Origin of the sequence: Chloroflexus sp. MS-G, from assembly GCF_000735195.1 — a bacterium.
Taxonomy (GTDB): Bacteria; Chloroflexota; Chloroflexia; order Chloroflexales; family Chloroflexaceae; genus Chloroflexus.
The window spans coordinates 1-16249 of the sequence record NZ_JPIM01000100.1; the positions used below are offsets into that span (position 1 = coordinate 1).

A 16249-nucleotide genomic window follows, 5' to 3' on the forward strand; every position below is an offset into this window, starting at 1 on the left:
CGCGGGCTAAAGGCCCGCGCTACAAGGGCCGCGCTATCCAGGGCCGCGGCGGATGTCAGGAGACGCGGGCTAAAGGCCCGCGCTACAAGGCCCGCGCCACCCAGTTCCGCGGTGGATGTCAGGAGACGCGGGCTAAAGGCCCGCGCTACCCAGGGCCGCGGTGGATGTCAGGAGACGCGGGCTAAAAGCCCGCGCTACAAGGGCCGCGCTATCCAGGGCCGCGGCGGATGTCAGGAGACGCGGGCTACAGGCCCGCGCTACCCAGTTCCGCGGCGGATGTCAGGTCGCGGGCTAAAAGCCCGCGCCACCCAGGTCTGCGGCGGATGTCAGGTCGCGGGCTAAAAGCCCGCGCCACCCAGGGCCGCGGCGGATGTCAGGTCGCGGGCTAAAAGCCCGCGCTACAAGGCCCGCGCTACAAGGCCCGCGCCACCCAGGTCTGCGGCGGATGTCCGGTCGCGGGCTAAAAGCCCGCGCTACAAGGGCCGCGCTATCCAGGGCCGCGGCGGATGTCAGGTCGCGGGCTAAAAGCCCGCGCTACAAGGCCCGCGCTACAAGGCCCGCGCCACCCAGGGCCGCGCTACACGTGATCAGAAACTCGTGGTTTCGATCAGGCTTTCAGCGGGGGCATCGGCTGCAATGACGAGAAACGATAAGCCTCATCAAAAATTTGGGCTTTTGATAAAACTCGATCAACGGCATCTCTAGAATGATGAGGGGAACGGTGGTGGGCAACTGATGCACCCTCACCATCCCCCTGGCACCCTTCCGCTCCCACAAGCGGTTTTAAACACCTGCTCGAGGTTAACCGGTAATGCCCTCCAACCGATCTTCCAGATCGGCGTGTAGCTCGCGTAGCCGCTCCAATATCTCTTCATCGGTCTGCCACATGCCACGCGCATTCGCTTCGAGTAAGCGCCCAACCATATTCCGCGCCGCAGCCGGATTGAGTGCTTCGATGCGAGTACGCATTGCATCATCAAGCACAAACGTCCGTGCTGCTTCATCGTACACCCATTGATCAACTGCGCCGGTCGTTGCGCTCCAGCCCAGCATATAGGTAAACCGGCTGGCAATTTCGGCAGCGCCATTATGGCCGTGGCGTAACATCCCCTCGTACCACTTCGGATTGAGAAACTTCGTGCGGTATTCAACCCGTAAGGTCTGTTCTAAGGTTTGCAATTTCGTTTCAGCCGTGAAGCTCTCGACAAAATTGAGCGGCACCCGCTGACCGGTCGCCCGTTCGGCAGCCGCCTTCAGTGCACCCGAATACCCATAGTAGTGCTGCATATCGGTCAAACCGTATTCGACGCTATCGATTTCCTGGGCAACACGGCTCACCGTGCCGAGGAGCGCCCGTAAAACCTCTGGTTGGGCCTCGCCATTTTGCCGCCCGCCGAAGGCGAAGGCATTACGCTTAATGAACAGCTCCTCCAACTCTTCGCGTTTCTCCCAGGCACTGCCTTCGATAGCTTCATCGACATCGGTACCATACGTACCGGCAGCCTGCGTAAAGATGCGCGCCGTGGCCTGATCGAAGCTCTTCCCGGCAGCCATCATCTCCTGGACGTGCTTGCGGATGTAATTCATCTCTGGTGGTTCATCGGCAGCAGCCGCTTCCCGTACCAACCGATCAAGCATATCCATCGTGCCTGCAAAGACGTCGCGGAAGATACCGGACGCCGTCATCAGCACATCGATCCGTGGCCGACCCAATTCGGCTAGGGGTATCAGCGCATAACGGCCCACTTTACCCTGACCATCCTTGATCGGTCGGGCACCGATCAACCCTAGCACAATCCCGATAGATTCGCCCTTCGTTTTAATGGCATCGAGACCCCACAACACTTGCGCGATAGTCTCTGGATACTGGCCGGTCTCGGCACGATGGGTAGCAATCAGTGTTTCGGCAATCCGAAGGCCACGCTCGTAGGCGCTGTCGGACGGTATCCGGAACGGATCCATACTGTGAATGTTGCGACCGGTGGGCAAGACGGTGACGCCATCGCGGATAATATCGCCACCTGGGGCAGCGGGGATGTAACGCCCGGCCAGACCGCGCATAAGAAAATCCAGCTCTTGAGTGTTGTCGCGAAGTGCAGCCAGAAGCGCCCGGCCATGGTGTACCAATGCGGCCAACTCATTACTAGAAGATAAACCAACCTGACGCGCAGCCTGCTCAGGCGTTAGATGACCAAATACCGTTTGCTGGACCAGTTCGGTACAACGGGTTTCAATCTCTTCGCGCAAGGCTAATGCATCGGGATCACCCTGGCGAGCCTTTGTGAGTACTTCACTGTATCGCAGGCTAGATTTCCGCGCCGACAACAATAGATCGGCCAGACCAGGCAGCTCACCACGCGGCACCTTCAGCGTTTCGACGATTAATGTCAACTGCTCTTCAGGAGGTGGTGCACTCCCTAAGATGTGCAAACGATCCGTGATCATCGTCGCGGCCAAATCGCGTAGATAGGCATACGCCCGCGATGCAAAGCGACTGAACGACTCACCGGGCTGGCGTGCTAGCTCCTGGTCGAGATTGAGCAGTGCGATCTTCTGCATAATCGCAACCGCTTCTGGACTTTGATCATCATCTGCGAGCGCAGGTGGCCGCTCGCGATATTCGGTCAACAAGTCTTGCAAAGCCTGCAACTCACGGTACAGACCGGCCCGGCCATACGGAGGGATGGCGTGCCCGATGATTGTGCTGTAGCCACGACGCTTGGCAATGTTGGCCTCAGCCGGATTGTTGATCGGGTAGACGTAGAAGTTTGGTATCTCACCGAGCAAAATATCAGGCCAGCAACGGTCGGTAACCCCTAACTGAACACCGGGCATCCATTCAGCAGTACCGTGCATACCAAGATGAATAATGGCATCGGCGCCGAAACTCTCACTGAGGTAGCGATAGAAGAGCGCGTACTGGTGGTGAGGTGTGTTCTCTTTATCAAACAACAACCGCATTGGATCACCGGGCATCCCGATTACCGGCTGCACACCGATGAAGACATTGCCAATTTGGGTACCGGCCAGCCGCACCTTATCGCGCCCCAGTGGTGCAATATCGCCGGGGAATTCGCCCCAACGGGCATTAATCCGCTCTTGATCGCTCGGACGCAACCAGCGGTAAAAGTCTTGGCGGTCGGCACTCGTGCCAATGACCACCGGTGGATGACCGGGTGGCAACGGCTGATCATTGACTAACCCTTCAAGACAGCGAGCAAAAGTTGCCGGATCGCGAGGATAACGCCCCACCTGATAACCTTCGGCAGTCAGACGGTCGAGAATGGCAATCAGACTTGCCGGTACATCGAGGAGTGCTGCTGTAGCTACCTTTCCTTGACCAGGTGGATAATTGTAAACAATAATTGCTACCTTCTTGTCGCGATTCGGCTTCTTACGCAGCCGCACAAAACCACGAGCTATGCGGGCCAACCGTTCGAGGCGGTCAGGCACTGTGGAGATCGTACTACCACGCATGCCACCGAGAACAACCGGCGCTACTGCACCATCCATCTCAGGCAAACTGAAGAGGAACGTGCTTTGGAGTGGACCAACACCACGCTCACGCCAATCATCCTCGTCTTGCACGAATAACGGCTGCGCCACAATATACGGCGTATCAAGCTTACTTAGCAACTCACGGGCAACATCGACCGTCAACCCGGCCTTGGTTGAACCGGCAGGGCCGCCTACAAGGGGGAAGCCCATCGTGTTGATCACCAGATCAACATTCATCCGGGTGAGCCACTCACGTACTACAATATGGCTCTCGATCCCCATCACGAAGATTGGCAAGACGCGCAAGCCGGCAGCTTCCAATGCGTGCACGATCTTGTAATGATAATCAGCACCGGACAAGATATGAGCGCGGAATGACAAGAGCGCCACTGTCCCCAACGGCGCCGCCCCTCCTTTGCGCGCACGGTTGCGCTCCTTCTCCCAACGTTCATATTCGGCAGGACTGGCGAAGAGACGGGGCGCGTCGGGATGGGCAAAACCCATATTTGGCATTTCAACGACTGGATCAACGTGCAGATGGCTCATTTCGCAGTATTCACGCAAAATGAGCTTAAACATATTGGCTGCATTGGCAATACTGCGATGATTCCAGTAGTTATTGACATTTGTCCAGTTCCGAAAATCGTTTAATCGCTTGCCGGGCAGAAAATTGATGAGCTTTGAAGTGATCTTTTGCAGTTTTACGTAGCCATACAGAGCGTCTTCCTCACGACCACCGACCAGCAGTCGAGCAACGTTCTGCACAGGTTTGGGCATCCCCTTACCGGCCTTCAGGTTGTACGAACCAACCTTGTTCAGCCGCATCACCTCCGGCAGCCCCTCAAACGAAAAGACAACCGGCGGATCGTGGCGTTCGACCATTGGTACTAACACCTCCGCCGTTTCATTCAGGGTGATCAGTGAGAGAATCAGACAACGGCAGCGGGCAATCGCCGCTTCCACCTCTGCTGAACGGGCGGTTACATCACGATCCTCAAAGATATGCAATCGAAAATCGGGAACCTCTTTGCGAACCTCAGCTTCAGCGCGACGAAAAAAATCCTGACTGTAGCGCTGTAAGCCGAGTATCATCACAAACTCAAGTGGTTGGCCCATAGCGTCATTGCTCCTTGCCTATAGACCCAGATGTCCTGAGTACATTATGCAATTATATGACACAAAATACAATCTGAACATAAAACGAACAAAGCCTGTGCATAAAAGCACAGGCTATCGCCATCGAGACCAACAAATGTCAATCACCGTACTCCATTACGGTACCGAGAAAGCGCAGTGCTTCCTGTTCGGTAGCAAACAAACCAATGCCACTTACAAAGCGAACGAGCGGCGCAAAGATAAGCAAATGGTGTTCGGCAACGATGAAGGCAATCCGCCCTAAATGCTTATGATGCACAATTGCCTCAGTACGCTGCCGGGCACCACGGTCAGCACCAGAGATACGTCGGCCATCGACAAGCAAATCGGTTGGCTTCGGACACTGATCGAGCAAGCGCCACATTTCGTGGTAGTACCGTTCCGCTTCAGACAAATGTAAATGATCCTCCATCACCACCCAGATCAGATCATGGGCCCGGCGACGAATGCGGTAGGGCATAGCATGCTCCCTTAGACATTACTTGCAACCTTTTGCACATTATACATACTTTTGCTGTATATGTCTAGCGAAAAGAATGCACAAATGAGTTTCACGCCGCCAGATAAACTCTTTGACCAAAGGGTCAGGATCAGGGGCTAGAGACTTGTGCGCTGAGGCAAACGGGTAAAACTGGTCACCGGTAAAACATCTGGTCGCATGGCGGTAGGGCACCAGATGGTGAAGAGGGAAGGCCAGCAAATAACCATCAGCACGGGGAGACAATCGCTTTTTAAGGACGACATCGCAGCGGACGAGGCGACGCATCGCCTCTACGCATCAACTTCGACGAATGGCCCGAAGCATGACAACTCCTTGCCATTCACTCTTCCCGGTCAAAGAAAACTTCTGACAAGCCCTTTCCCCTCTCTTGCCATACACTACCCTTCACTCGTATAATAGACACCATCGCTCAACGTCGAGTGTCTTGCGAGGAAGCTATGCAATCCCCCCAAACAGTAGTGAACGAATTTGCCATTACCGCAGCTACCGTGAATGGCTCGGGCAGTCAAACGGCCAACATGGTACTCATGCGAGCCATCTTTCAGATGGGTGTGCCTGTCTCTGGAAAGAACCTCTTCCCTTCCAACATTCAGGGTGAACCGACCTGGTACACACTACGAGTCAGTCAGGCGGGCTATATCGCTCGATCTGCGGTTACCCCAATTCTAGTCGCGTTTAATCCACGCACTGCCAATGACGATCTGGCACAACTGCCAACCGATGGTATCTGTCTCTATCCTGCCGACGGCCTATGGCAGCCGCAACGCTCGGACATCATCCCACTTGCAATTCCGGTGCGGCACATTCTGGATCAGGTAGGCGTCAACCAACGGCTGCGCCCTTACGCGACCAACATGGTTTATGTGGGTGTGCTGGCAGTATTGCTCGGCATTGAGGAAACAGCTTTACTGACCGCTTTGCGGCAACAGTTTCGTGGTCGGCCATCGGCAGTTGAGCTGAATCTAGCGGTGATCCGGGCGGCGCAGTCGTGGGCTGCTGCCGAACCTTCACCCGCACACGGAAAGTACCGTGTGCATCGTATGCAAGCGACACGCGGGATGATGCTGATCGACGGTAATACCGCGGCTGCCATTGGTGCGTTGACCGGCGGTGTTGGTGTGGTTGCCTGGTATCCAATTACACCGTCGAGCAGCCTGATCGAGGCCTTAGAGAGCTACTTACCACGCCTACGTCCAGCGACCGACGGCGCCACCTGTGCGATTGTTCAGGCTGAAGATGAAATCGCAGCCCTTGGGATTGTGATCGGTGCTGGCTGGGCCGGTGCCCGTGCGATGACGGCCACGTCTGGGCCGGGTATTTCGCTGATGACCGAATTTGCCGGCTTGGGCTTCTTTGCCGAAATCCCTGCGGTTATCTGGGATGTCCAGCGGGTTGGGCCGTCAACCGGCTTACCAACACGCACTGCGCAAGGTGATTTGCTTTCCGTCTATTATCTTGGTCACGGTGATACCCGACACGTCATCTTGTTGCCGGGGACAATGGAAGAGTGCTTTAGTGATGCACAGATGGCCTTCGATCTGGCCGAACAGTTACAGACGCCGGTCTTCGTATTGAGTGATCTCGATTTGGGGATGAACATCTGGATGAGTCATCCCTTTCCCTACCCCGAACAACCGCTCCAACGCGGTAAAGTGTTGAGCGCTGAGGATTTGGCACGGTTAAAGACCTATGCTCGCTTTGCTGACATTGACGGTGATGGTATCGGGTATCGGACTCTGCCAGGCAATCCCCACCCACTGGCAGCCACGCTTAGCCGTGGAACGGGTCACAATGAGCGCAATATCTACAGAGAACGCCCTGATGACTGGCAACGCAATATGGCTCGTCTCTGGCGTAAACATGAAACAGCACGGCGGCTGGTGCCTCGTCCAGTGATTGAGATCAACCCGCAAGCGACAATTGGCCTGATCGGATTTGGCTCTACGGCACCGGCCATCAGCGAAGCACGCGACTTACTGGCTGCTGCCGGTGTTCAGACCAGCAGTATGCGCATACGTGCCCTTCCGTTTGGAGCAGAGGTCACCGAGTTTATCGCCCGTCACCAGTATTGTGTTGTGGTCGAACAGAACCACGATGGACAACTCCGGCAATTGCTACAACTGCACTGCCCGGCCCATGCCACCCGTCTCGGTTCGGTAGCCTGGTGTGATGGTTTACCGTTAACAGCCCCCTTTGTGCGCGATCAGGTCCTCAACTGCCTGGAACAAATGCGCGAGTCGTCATTGTTGGTCGGTACCGGCACTTAAGAAAAGGGGTACACGTTGAGACTACGCGGTAAAAGATATCTTGCTGAATATCCTGCCCGGCAGGAGGAACTATGACACACAATGCCATTGGCTTAACCAAAGCCGATTATCGCGGTGCACCTTCGACCCTCTGTGCTGGCTGTGGTCACGACTCAATCGCTAGCCAGATCATTGCCGCCGCCTTTGAGCTGTCGCTCCCGCCACACACGGTTATCCGTATGAGCGGTATCGGCTGTTCGAGCAAATCAGCCGCCTACTTTTTGGGCCGGTCTCACGGCTTCAATTCACTACACGGACGGATGCCTGCGGTGACTACCGGTGCGCATCTCGCCAATCATACGCTGCGCCCATTAGCCGTTAGCGGCGATGGTGATACTGCTAGTATCGGTTTAGGGCAATTCATTCACCTGTTGCGCCGCAATGTCCCTGTCGTCTACATTGTTGAAAATAACGGTGTGTATGGCCTGACCAAAGGCCAGTTTTCGGCCACGGCTGATGAAGGTCAAGAACTGAAACATGCCGGGGTGAATCATTTTCCACCAATCGATGTGTGTGCAGAAGCTATTCTAGCCGGATGTGGTTTTGTTGCCCGTTCGTTTGCCGGTGACGCAAAGCAGGTGCGCGAACTCATTAAAGCTGCATTCCATTTTCACGGTGCGGCTGTGATCGATATTATCAGTCCCTGTGTAACGTTTAACAACCACGACCGTTCAACGAAAAGTTATACCTACGGTAAAACGCACGAGTCACCACTTCACGATATTAGCTTTGTTCCTCATTACGAAGAAATTGCCGTCGATTATGAACCTGGTGAAGTGCGTGACGTGCAGCTCCATGATGGGCCGGTCATTCGATTACGTAAACTGAACCGTGATTACGATCCGACCGATCGCAGTGCGGCGCTCTTGCTGCTCGAACAGGCGCGATCCACGAATGAGTTTGTGACCGGTCTCATCTATCTCAATGAGCATCGGCCAACGCTGGCTGAAACGCTGGGTATCGGGAATACGCCTATTGCTGCGCTCTCCGAAAATCGTTTACGTCCATCTCGTGAGGCTTTTGCAGCAGTGATGGCAGAATTGCTCGGCGAACGGTAGGGGTCGGTTGCGTCGTGTGAGCGGGTATCTGTATATTCTCTTCGCGACGTGATCGGCGTGGACTGCTGAAGCGTAGCTTCGGTAGCGCTAAGTGCCGATCCGGAATACCCTGTTCCGAGTGATGAAGGTTAGCGCAGGTCGTCTCTAGTCAGATCGACGTACCATCCGAAAGCGTTATCTCCTTGAGGTACGACGACGGTCGGCGCCACAGGCTCCGTGACCATCGTCGTGGATACCGGTAGGGGCGAGGCTACGCCTCGCCCCCGCTTGTGAATCGTCTTGCATCCATCACCGAGGTTCATCCGTCGTGAGGTGATGTTGGATAGGCCCTAATTCTATGACTTTTTTTCAAACACACGCTGAGAGAGCAGGCCGAATGACGGCATTCCCCTACGATGAGTACGGCATCAGCTAACAGTCCCTGGCATCATCGAGCGGGGAGCGGACTGATCGCCGCTGCCGGTTAAACAACGATAAGTTCACGAGGAAATGTTGTTAACGACCGACTCCCATGTTCGGTGATTACGACATCATCCTCGATCCGCACGCCACATTGACCCGGCAAGTAGATACCGGGTTCAACGGTGAAGGTGGTTCCAGGGCGGAGTGGTGTGTCACTCCCGGCCACAATATTGGGCAGCTCGTGCGTTTCAAGGCCAAGACCATGACCGGTACGATGGACGAACGCCGCACCATACCCGGCAGCTTCGATGACTGAACGGGCTGCGGCATCGATAGCCGCACCACTAACACCAGGACGGCAAGCATTGCGTCCGGCTGTGTTGGCAGCTAATACAATTTCATAAATATGCCGGGCAACCGGATCAGGCTCACCAACCGCGATGGTGCGCGTAATGTCTGAATGGTATCCGCGATAGACGGCACCACAGTCAATAATGACCAGATCACCGGTTTGTAGTAAGCGATCACTGTTTTCGTGATGAGGATTGGCAGCATGAGGACCACTGGCGATCATATTAGCGAAGCTCTCGCTATCGGCGCCGGCAGCCAGGATTGCCTCGCTGAGCATCCGCGAGAGGGCACGTTCGCTTACTCCAGGACGGATATGCGGTAAGAACGCTTGTAAGGCCTGTTCTACAATAGCGACGGCCCGTTCCATGAACGACAGTTCTTCGGCATCTTTCACCATCCGTAGTTCGCTCAACAGCGGATCAAGATCACCGGTTCGTATACCAGGAGCGACCATTTCAAGCGCATGTAATTCCATCACCCGCATCACGGTATGCTCAATCGCAATGGGCCTGGCCGGTACACCAGCGCCAAAAGCCGCTTCCATACCGGTGGCCAGCGCCTTTAAAGGCCCTTCGGCATCGTTCCAGGCGAAAAAACGGGCCTCAAACGTCACGCTGGCTCGTACTCGTTCAAGTTCGAGCTGGGGCAACACCATTACCGGTGGCGTGTCACCGGCTGATAGCAGCAGCAGGGTCAACCGTTTACCGGGATGAAATCGCAGGCCGGTCAGATAGGTCAGGTTAATCGATGGCATCAGCACGGCACCAGCCCAGCCGTCGGTTTGCAGACGTTCGCGCAAATACTGAAGACGTGCAGACATCTGGAAATCCTCATCTCTGGTATTGAGAGCCTATCCGAATAATTGTCTAACAGGACAGCGGATGAAACCTGATCGATGTACGGGTGCAGCGGCGCTGCGCCCCAACCGATCTTCTTCTGCGACAGGGTATTCCAGATAGGCCTTAGCGTTGTTCTGGTAATTGACCTCGTGCTGCCAGCTCCTGCGGCAGCAAAATTGCATACAGCATCTCATTCACCGGAACGGACACGCCTGCCTCACGCGCCAACCGCACCAGTGCTCCGGTCTGGCTAGACAGTTCTGAAGGTTGCCCGGCCATCATATCACGCTGTAGCGAAGCAGTTCCATCGTATGGCATGCTATCAATGAATGCCATCATCGCCGCGACCGCCTGTGTTGGCATCGCAACACCACGCGCCCTTGCAACATCTACAACCTCTTGCAGGCAGCGCTCGACTAGCGGTCGGGTTTCAGGCAATGAGCGCCAGACCCCGATAGGAGCGCGTGTTGCTGCCCCAAATCCGCTCCAGGCACAGATGAGCATAAATTTTTGCCAAAGCGCCACGTGAATATCGTCAGGAATGTGCGCCTGAATACCGGCCCCTGCAAACGCTGCCCTGATCCGTTCTAGCCGCGGGGTGCGACGATTATCCAGCTCACCAAAGTCGATGGATGGCGGATTGACACCGGCGTGGACAATCACTCCCGGAGCAGCACGATAGGCAATAATCCGACATAATCCGGCCAGGACGTGGTCGGCGCCGAGCACTTCTGCCAGTTCGGTAGGGGCATCGACCCCATTGAGCAGTGGCAGAACAACCGTTTGTGGCCCAATCATGGGGCGCATGGCCATAGCTGCTTCACGCACCTGCCACCCCTTTACCGCTACGATCACGAGATCGACCGGCCCTACTGTTGCCGGATCATCGGTTGCTTTGACTTCAGGCAATGTAAAATCACCGGCGATACTTTGCACGCGCAAACCATGCCGCTGCATTGCAGCCAGATGCTCACCGCGGGCAATGAAGAATACATCGTGACCAGTTTGAGCCAGACGGCCGCCAAAATAACCGCCAACGCCGCCAACACCGACAATTCCAATTCGCAAGGAGTCTGTCATTTTCATACGTCGTATGCTCAATTACGGTATCTCAATAACCAGCGAGAGCTTGCCCAAACGCAGTTCATCACCATGCTGGAGCGGTTGAGGTTGACGTGGTGGTAGTTTAATACCATTACGGAAACTGCCGTTTGTACTATCAAGGTCTTCGTAGTAGACCAGACCCTGTTGGATTATGAAACGACCATGGCGCCGACCAACGCCGTGTTCAAGACCACCATAAGCGGTCACGTCAATATCAGGGTAGAAAGTGCTGACCGGATCGGCCCGACCGATGATAGCCTGCGCTGCTGTCGGTAATGTCAGTACTGCCCCACTTAGCAGCCGAAGACGGATTCCGGCCAGTGAGCTACGAACTGGTGGCGCCGCTGGTGCTGATGGCGCAACTGGTGCTGTCGGTGGTACCGATGGTTTGAGTGATGGTGCTGGGGTCGGCGTCCCTGCCTGGATCGTTGCCGGTTGCGGTGGTGGGTAAACGGGCTGAGGTGGGGCGCCAGGAAAGGGCAAATCGGGCACCACTGGGGGCGCAGGCCGCGAATACGTGAGTAACGGTGCGCCACAATTGTCGCAGAACGCTTCACCTGGAATGATCCCAGCACCGCATTGTGGACAACTCGACGGCCCGGCACTGATAGGCGCACCGGTCACCTGCCCCGCTGGGGTAACAGGCTGAACTGACGGTGAGGCCGGTTTTGATGGTACCGGAATGAGTTGGGCGCCACATTGATCGCAAAAGCGAGCACTATCCGGGTTGGCAACACCACATTGGGGACAGAATGGCACGGCGTTCCTCCACCTCTTACAACAGTCGCAAGCTGCATCATACTATGACTATGACTCGCATCTGATGAACAAGGTTGCAGCGCGCCTGTTTGGTTTACATACAATGTTGTTGATATGTCCAAATATAACACAAGATGGAAAAATGGAAGCGGGGATTATGCCCCCTCACCTTCCCCCCAGCCCCCTTCCTCTCCCACGCTGCGGGAGAGGAAGGGGGGAGATGAGCGGAGCAGGGGCGATTCTGCGCTGGCATCTGTCAACGAACGATACCATGTCCTCAGCTCCCCCCTCTCCCGCAGTGCGGGAGAGGGGCCGGGGGTGAGGGTGCCCCTCACCTTCCCCCCGGCCCCCTTCCTCTCCCACGCTGCGGGAGAGGAAGGGGGAGATTATGCCTCTCACCTTCCCCCTTGGCCCCCTGCCGTTCCCCCACAGGGAGCGGCAGAGGGAGGGTAGCATAGCAGTGGTGATCCTGCGCCTGCGTCTGTCAACGATACTGAGTCCGCTAACCAGCTCCCCCCTCTCCCGCTTGTCAGATCACCCCTCGAGGACTTCGACTCCGTGGGGTTTAATACTGAGTCCGCTAACCAGCTCCCCCCTCTCCCGCAGCGCGGGAGAGGGGCTGGGGGTGAGGGCGCCCCGCGCCTCCCCTCCGGCCCCCCTGCCGTTCCCCCACAGGGAGAGGAGGTAGGCGAGGGGGAACGAACGAATGCTGGACACCCCTCACGCAATGGTCGCACGGGTTTGGTGCGTGCCTAATGAATGAGAAAGCCGGGTGTTTGTTCAGGCTCTTAGGGCGCGGCGGCACGGCAGCGCCGCATCACTACAGTGGTTCAAATCGTGATAGGAACGGGTGACATCTTCACTGAGAACACACCATTAACGTGACAGATCTTATTTACGCAGCATCTCTTCCGTCTGCTCCTCGGCGCCAAGACCAAAAATCAAGCGCACCCCACGGTCATAGGTAAAGTAGCTATACGCCCAATTGAGCAGAACCAGTGCTCGATTGCGAAACCCGACCAGGGCCATCAAGTGCACAAACAACCAGCCAACCCAGGCCAGCCAACCGCTCAGGCGAATGCCAAACGCATCAAGCACAGCAGCACTGCGCCCAATCGTCGCCATTTGCCCTTTGTCGATGTAACGAAACGGTTGCATTGGCTGACCATTCATGTGAGCGAGAATATTGCGCGCTGCCTGTTCACCCATCTGAATAGCTACCGGCGCCACCATGGGATACGCGACACCGGGACGATAGCCTTCCAGGTATGCCATGTCACCGATCACAAAGACATGCTCGTCTGTCGGAAGCGTAAGCAACGGCGTCACAGGCACTCGTGCGCCTCGGGCCAACGATACACTAAGCGCATCGGCCAACGGCGCCCCGCGTACTCCTGCCGCCCAGACGACCGTTTTGGCAACGAGCTGCTCGCCATTGCGAAAACGCAATCCGGTTGCATCAGCATCGGCTACCGGTGTATTCAGCCGCACTTCAACCCCCATGCGCTGCAAACGCATGAGCGCTGCACGCTGCAAAGAATCGGGGAACGAGGCTAGAATGCGGTCGGTGGCTTCGATCAGCACAACACGCGCCTGACGGACATCGAGCATTGGATAGTCATGACGAATGACGTGTCGAATCAGCTCGACAAACGCACCTGCCAGCTCGACGCCAGTAGGACCACCCCCAACCACGGCGAAGGTCAATAATGCTGCCCGCTTGTCGGGATCGGTCTCGGCGGCGGCTCGTTCACAACACAGTAACACGTGATTGCGCAACCGTTGGGCTTCGTTAAGGTCTTTCATCCCCATAGTGTAATGGGCGATTCGTTCATTGCCGAAGAAATTCGTTGTGCTACCGGCTGCCAGGATCACGTAGTCGTAGGTGATGTCGCCGAGATCGGTCTGCACGAGCCGGCGCTGAACATCAATTCCGCGCACTTCAGCCAGCAGAAAATCGGCATTTCGGTACCGACGCAAGATCGCCCGTACCGGGTACGCAATCGATTCAGGTTCAAGACCGGCAGTCGCAACCTGATAGAGAAGCGGCCAAAAGCCGTGGTAATTTGTGCGATTAATCAGCAACACATCAACCGGAGCCTTTGCCAGAGTACGTGCAGCAGCAAGACCACCAAAACCCGCGCCAACAATCACAATTCGGGGGCGCCGTGCGGGTTGAGTATCTAATGATAGCGATGTCATCCTTTACGTCCTTTCTGTGAAACCATTCACAAAATATCACAGATTAAAGGGCGAGTCAATCCATCGTTGGTACGAGGTAGAGTTTTGCCAGCGTTTTCATCGCCTCACCTACGCAGCGCAGGAACTGAAAACGCTGAACATCTCCAGCTACGAAGGAGCACCCATTATCGCTCAATGACCACCCAGCCACGGCGATCACGATGCGACAGTGGAATCGGGGAGAGTGGATAGACTTCATCAATCCAGATCAGAGTCACATAGCGCTTGTGAAGTTGCATCTGCCAGAAGTGAGGATCGTCAATGGCAAGATCGGCAGCGTAATTGTAGCGAATCTCATCGAGCACATCAGGCGTCAATGCGCGACTGATCACATGTTTCACCAGCGCTAATCCAACCAGTGAACCACCAGCACGTTTGAGCAGAAGTATGTCGCCAGCGTTGACACGAGCAAACGGCGGTCGGCGATCACGCGCAAATCGGCTCTCGATCCGTTTTTGCCCGCTGAGGATACGGCTCAAGTACGGTTCGCGCAGAATGACGAGGTGTAGCGTCGTCTCAAGCCGGTGGTGATACCACATTTGCGTAGACATCCCTAGAGGGCGATCAGAAAACCGAATTTGTGGTACTATGATGGCAGCCATGCCGTTCTGATGAGGGGCAATTGGTAATGCCATACCGTGCATTGCGATCCTCTCCAACAAAGTATGCGACCGATCTGACCGATGAACCATGGGCTGCTCTCTTGCCGCTGGTCGCCACCCCGTCGCCCAACGGCGGCCGCCCGACCGACATTGATCGCCGTGCGATCGTCAACGCGCTGCTTTCCAAAAATCGCACGGGCCGTCAATGGCGCATGCGTCCGAACGATGTTCCGCCGATGAGTTCCGTTCGCTCCTATTTCGACAAATGGAGTCGTGATGGAACCTTTATCAAAATCAATGATACGCTGCGGAAACCGGCGCGACACGCGCTGAGCTGCGACTCGGAGCCGTCTATCAGCATCCTGGATGCTCAATCCGTCACAACGACCGAAGCAGGCGGCGAACGTGGCTATGATGGGGAAAAAGGTCAATGGACGCAAACAGCAACGTTGAGTTGATACGAATGGGTTCCTGGGGCGTGTGCTCGTCCATCCGATGGACATTTCAGATGACGAAGGCGCCGAATGGCTTTTCGCCGCGCATCATCAATCATTTCCTCTAATGCACGAGATTCGCGTGGATGAGGGGTAAAAAGGATGAGATGCATGGCTGCGACAGAACACGGCGATACGCCTGAATGTCATTGAAAAACCGCCCGGATAAACAGGAGGTGCCGTCATTCCGAAGCGATGGCTGGCGGAACGCTCGATTGCGTAGGCGGGACGCAATCGGTTGGCGAAGAAAGCATCCAATCGCAATCCAGAATCGTGTAAGCCTTTCTTTATCTTGGTTTGATGGCAATGCTCCTGAATCGGCTTTATCCAAGATGTTAGTTTTTTCACGCTCTCAGCTTCTGCATAGGAAGCTATCATTGACTATCAGTAGTTTCGTTCTAAAAAAGGGAGTAGTTCAATGGAAATATTGGAAATAGTACTGGAAACAGTGCTGAGAGCATTGCGTGACCCAATCTGGCAAGTAGTTGGAGTTATAATATCAATATTGCTGATATTAGCACAAATTCATCCCGAAAGAGCTAAAGTTTTTATTTCTACGAGTATTGTTATTTTGATTGGGGTATTTATTGCACAATTTTTTAGCCCTGCCCCGATGTCGACCAGCACGCCCTACCCGCAACCGGTGCAATCCATCAGCGTGGAGAACGCTGCGCACGTCGCACAACTGGCACGCTTGGGGAGGAGGAAAGTGGATAATCCTGCCTTCTCGCCTGACGGGCGGCTGCTGGCGGTTGCTACCGGCATCGGTCTCTACCTCTACGACATTCCGGCGCTGAGCGAGGTGCGCTTCATTGCCACCGATCAGGCGACCATAGACATTGCCTTCTCCCCCGACGGATGGCTGCTCGCCTCCGGCGCTAGCGACGGCACCGTCCGGCTGTGGGACGCGGCGAGCGGGCAGCTCCTGCGCACGCTAG

10 protein-coding genes and 1 pseudogene are annotated in these 16249 nt (G+C 55.7%); 4 read left to right on the plus strand and 7 right to left on the minus strand.

The window, feature by feature from the left end:
• Window positions 1-801: 801 nt before the first annotated feature.
• Window positions 802-4614, minus strand: a complete 3813-nt coding sequence (gene bchH / locus JE47_RS0115630; RefSeq protein ID WP_031460653.1) for a magnesium chelatase subunit H — start codon at window positions 4612-4614, stop codon at window positions 802-804.
• A gap of 139 nt (window positions 4615-4753) precedes the next feature.
• Window positions 4754-5113, minus strand: a complete 360-nt coding sequence (locus tag JE47_RS0115635; RefSeq protein WP_028459279.1) for an STAS/SEC14 domain-containing protein — start codon at window positions 5111-5113, stop codon at window positions 4754-4756.
• A 479-nt stretch (window positions 5114-5592) separates the two neighbouring features.
• Here JE47_RS0115635 and JE47_RS0115640 point away from each other — a divergent pair, with 479 nt between their 5' ends.
• Window positions 5593-7422, plus strand: a complete 1830-nt coding sequence (locus tag JE47_RS0115640) for a 2-oxoacid:acceptor oxidoreductase subunit alpha (RefSeq protein WP_031460654.1) — start codon at window positions 5593-5595, stop codon at window positions 7420-7422.
• Between the two features lie 71 nt (window positions 7423-7493).
• On the plus strand, window positions 7494-8519 hold the full coding sequence (locus tag JE47_RS0115645; protein ID WP_031460655.1) for a 2-oxoacid:ferredoxin oxidoreductase subunit beta: 1026 nt from the start codon (window positions 7494-7496) through the stop codon (window positions 8517-8519).
• A gap of 463 nt (window positions 8520-8982) precedes the next feature.
• Here JE47_RS0115645 and JE47_RS0115650 read toward each other — a convergent pair whose 3' ends face one another.
• From JE47_RS0115650 to JE47_RS0115670, 5 genes are all read right to left on the minus strand, one after another.
• The gene (locus tag JE47_RS0115650; protein ID WP_031460656.1) at window positions 8983-10092 is read right to left on the minus strand and encodes a M24 family metallopeptidase; all 1110 of its coding nucleotides are present in this window, start codon (window positions 10090-10092) and stop codon (window positions 8983-8985) included.
• A gap of 142 nt (window positions 10093-10234) precedes the next feature.
• The gene (locus JE47_RS0115655; RefSeq protein ID WP_031460657.1) at window positions 10235-11197 is read right to left on the minus strand and encodes a 2-dehydropantoate 2-reductase; all 963 of its coding nucleotides are present in this window, start codon (window positions 11195-11197) and stop codon (window positions 10235-10237) included.
• 15 nt (window positions 11198-11212) lie between these two features.
• Window positions 11213-11974: a zinc-ribbon domain-containing protein gene (locus JE47_RS0115660; RefSeq protein WP_031460658.1), complete on the minus strand. Its 762-nt coding sequence runs from the start codon at window positions 11972-11974 to the stop codon at window positions 11213-11215.
• Between the two features lie 891 nt (window positions 11975-12865).
• Window positions 12866-14176, minus strand: coding sequence for an NAD(P)/FAD-dependent oxidoreductase (locus JE47_RS0115665; RefSeq protein ID WP_031460659.1), 1311 nt, complete (start codon window positions 14174-14176; stop codon window positions 12866-12868).
• A gap of 164 nt (window positions 14177-14340) precedes the next feature.
• Window positions 14341-14859 carry an ASCH domain-containing protein gene (locus JE47_RS0115670; RefSeq protein ID WP_236631253.1) on the minus strand — a complete coding sequence of 173 codons (519 nt, stop codon included), beginning with the start codon at window positions 14857-14859 and terminating at the stop codon, window positions 14341-14343.
• On the opposite strand from JE47_RS0115670, the gene JE47_RS22220 reads away from it, so the two are divergent.
• Both JE47_RS22220 and JE47_RS0115680 read left to right on the plus strand, forming a co-directional pair.
• Window positions 14844-15275 carry a transposase gene (locus JE47_RS22220; protein ID WP_031460661.1) on the plus strand — a complete coding sequence of 144 codons (432 nt, stop codon included), beginning with the start codon at window positions 14844-14846 and terminating at the stop codon, window positions 15273-15275. The genes JE47_RS0115670 and JE47_RS22220 overlap by 16 nt on opposite strands.
• 454 nt (window positions 15276-15729) lie before the next feature.
• Window positions 15730-16249: pseudogene (locus tag JE47_RS0115680) on the plus strand (PD40 domain-containing protein); the annotation flags it as partial.

Coding starts and splice junctions, on each gene's coding strand:
- bchH (WP_031460653.1), bottom strand. CDS start 4,614: ATGGGCCAACCACTTGAGTTTGTGATGATACTCGGCTTACAGCGCTAC.
- JE47_RS0115635 (WP_028459279.1), bottom strand. CDS start 5,113: ATGCCCTACCGCATTCGTCGCCGGGCCCATGATCTGATCTGGGTGGTG.
- JE47_RS0115640 (WP_031460654.1), top strand. CDS start 5,593: ATGCAATCCCCCCAAACAGTAGTGAACGAATTTGCCATTACCGCAGCT.
- JE47_RS0115645 (WP_031460655.1), top strand. CDS start 7,494: ATGACACACAATGCCATTGGCTTAACCAAAGCCGATTATCGCGGTGCA.
- JE47_RS0115650 (WP_031460656.1), bottom strand. CDS start 10,092: ATGTCTGCACGTCTTCAGTATTTGCGCGAACGTCTGCAAACCGACGGC.
- JE47_RS0115655 (WP_031460657.1), bottom strand. CDS start 11,197: ATGAAAATGACAGACTCCTTGCGAATTGGAATTGTCGGTGTTGGCGGC.
- JE47_RS0115665 (WP_031460659.1), bottom strand. CDS start 14,176: ATGACATCGCTATCATTAGATACTCAACCCGCACGGCGCCCCCGAATT.
- JE47_RS22220 (WP_031460661.1), top strand. CDS start 14,844: ATGCCATACCGTGCATTGCGATCCTCTCCAACAAAGTATGCGACCGAT.
- JE47_RS0115670 (WP_236631253.1), bottom strand. CDS start 14,859: ATGCACGGTATGGCATTACCAATTGCCCCTCATCAGAACGGCATGGCT.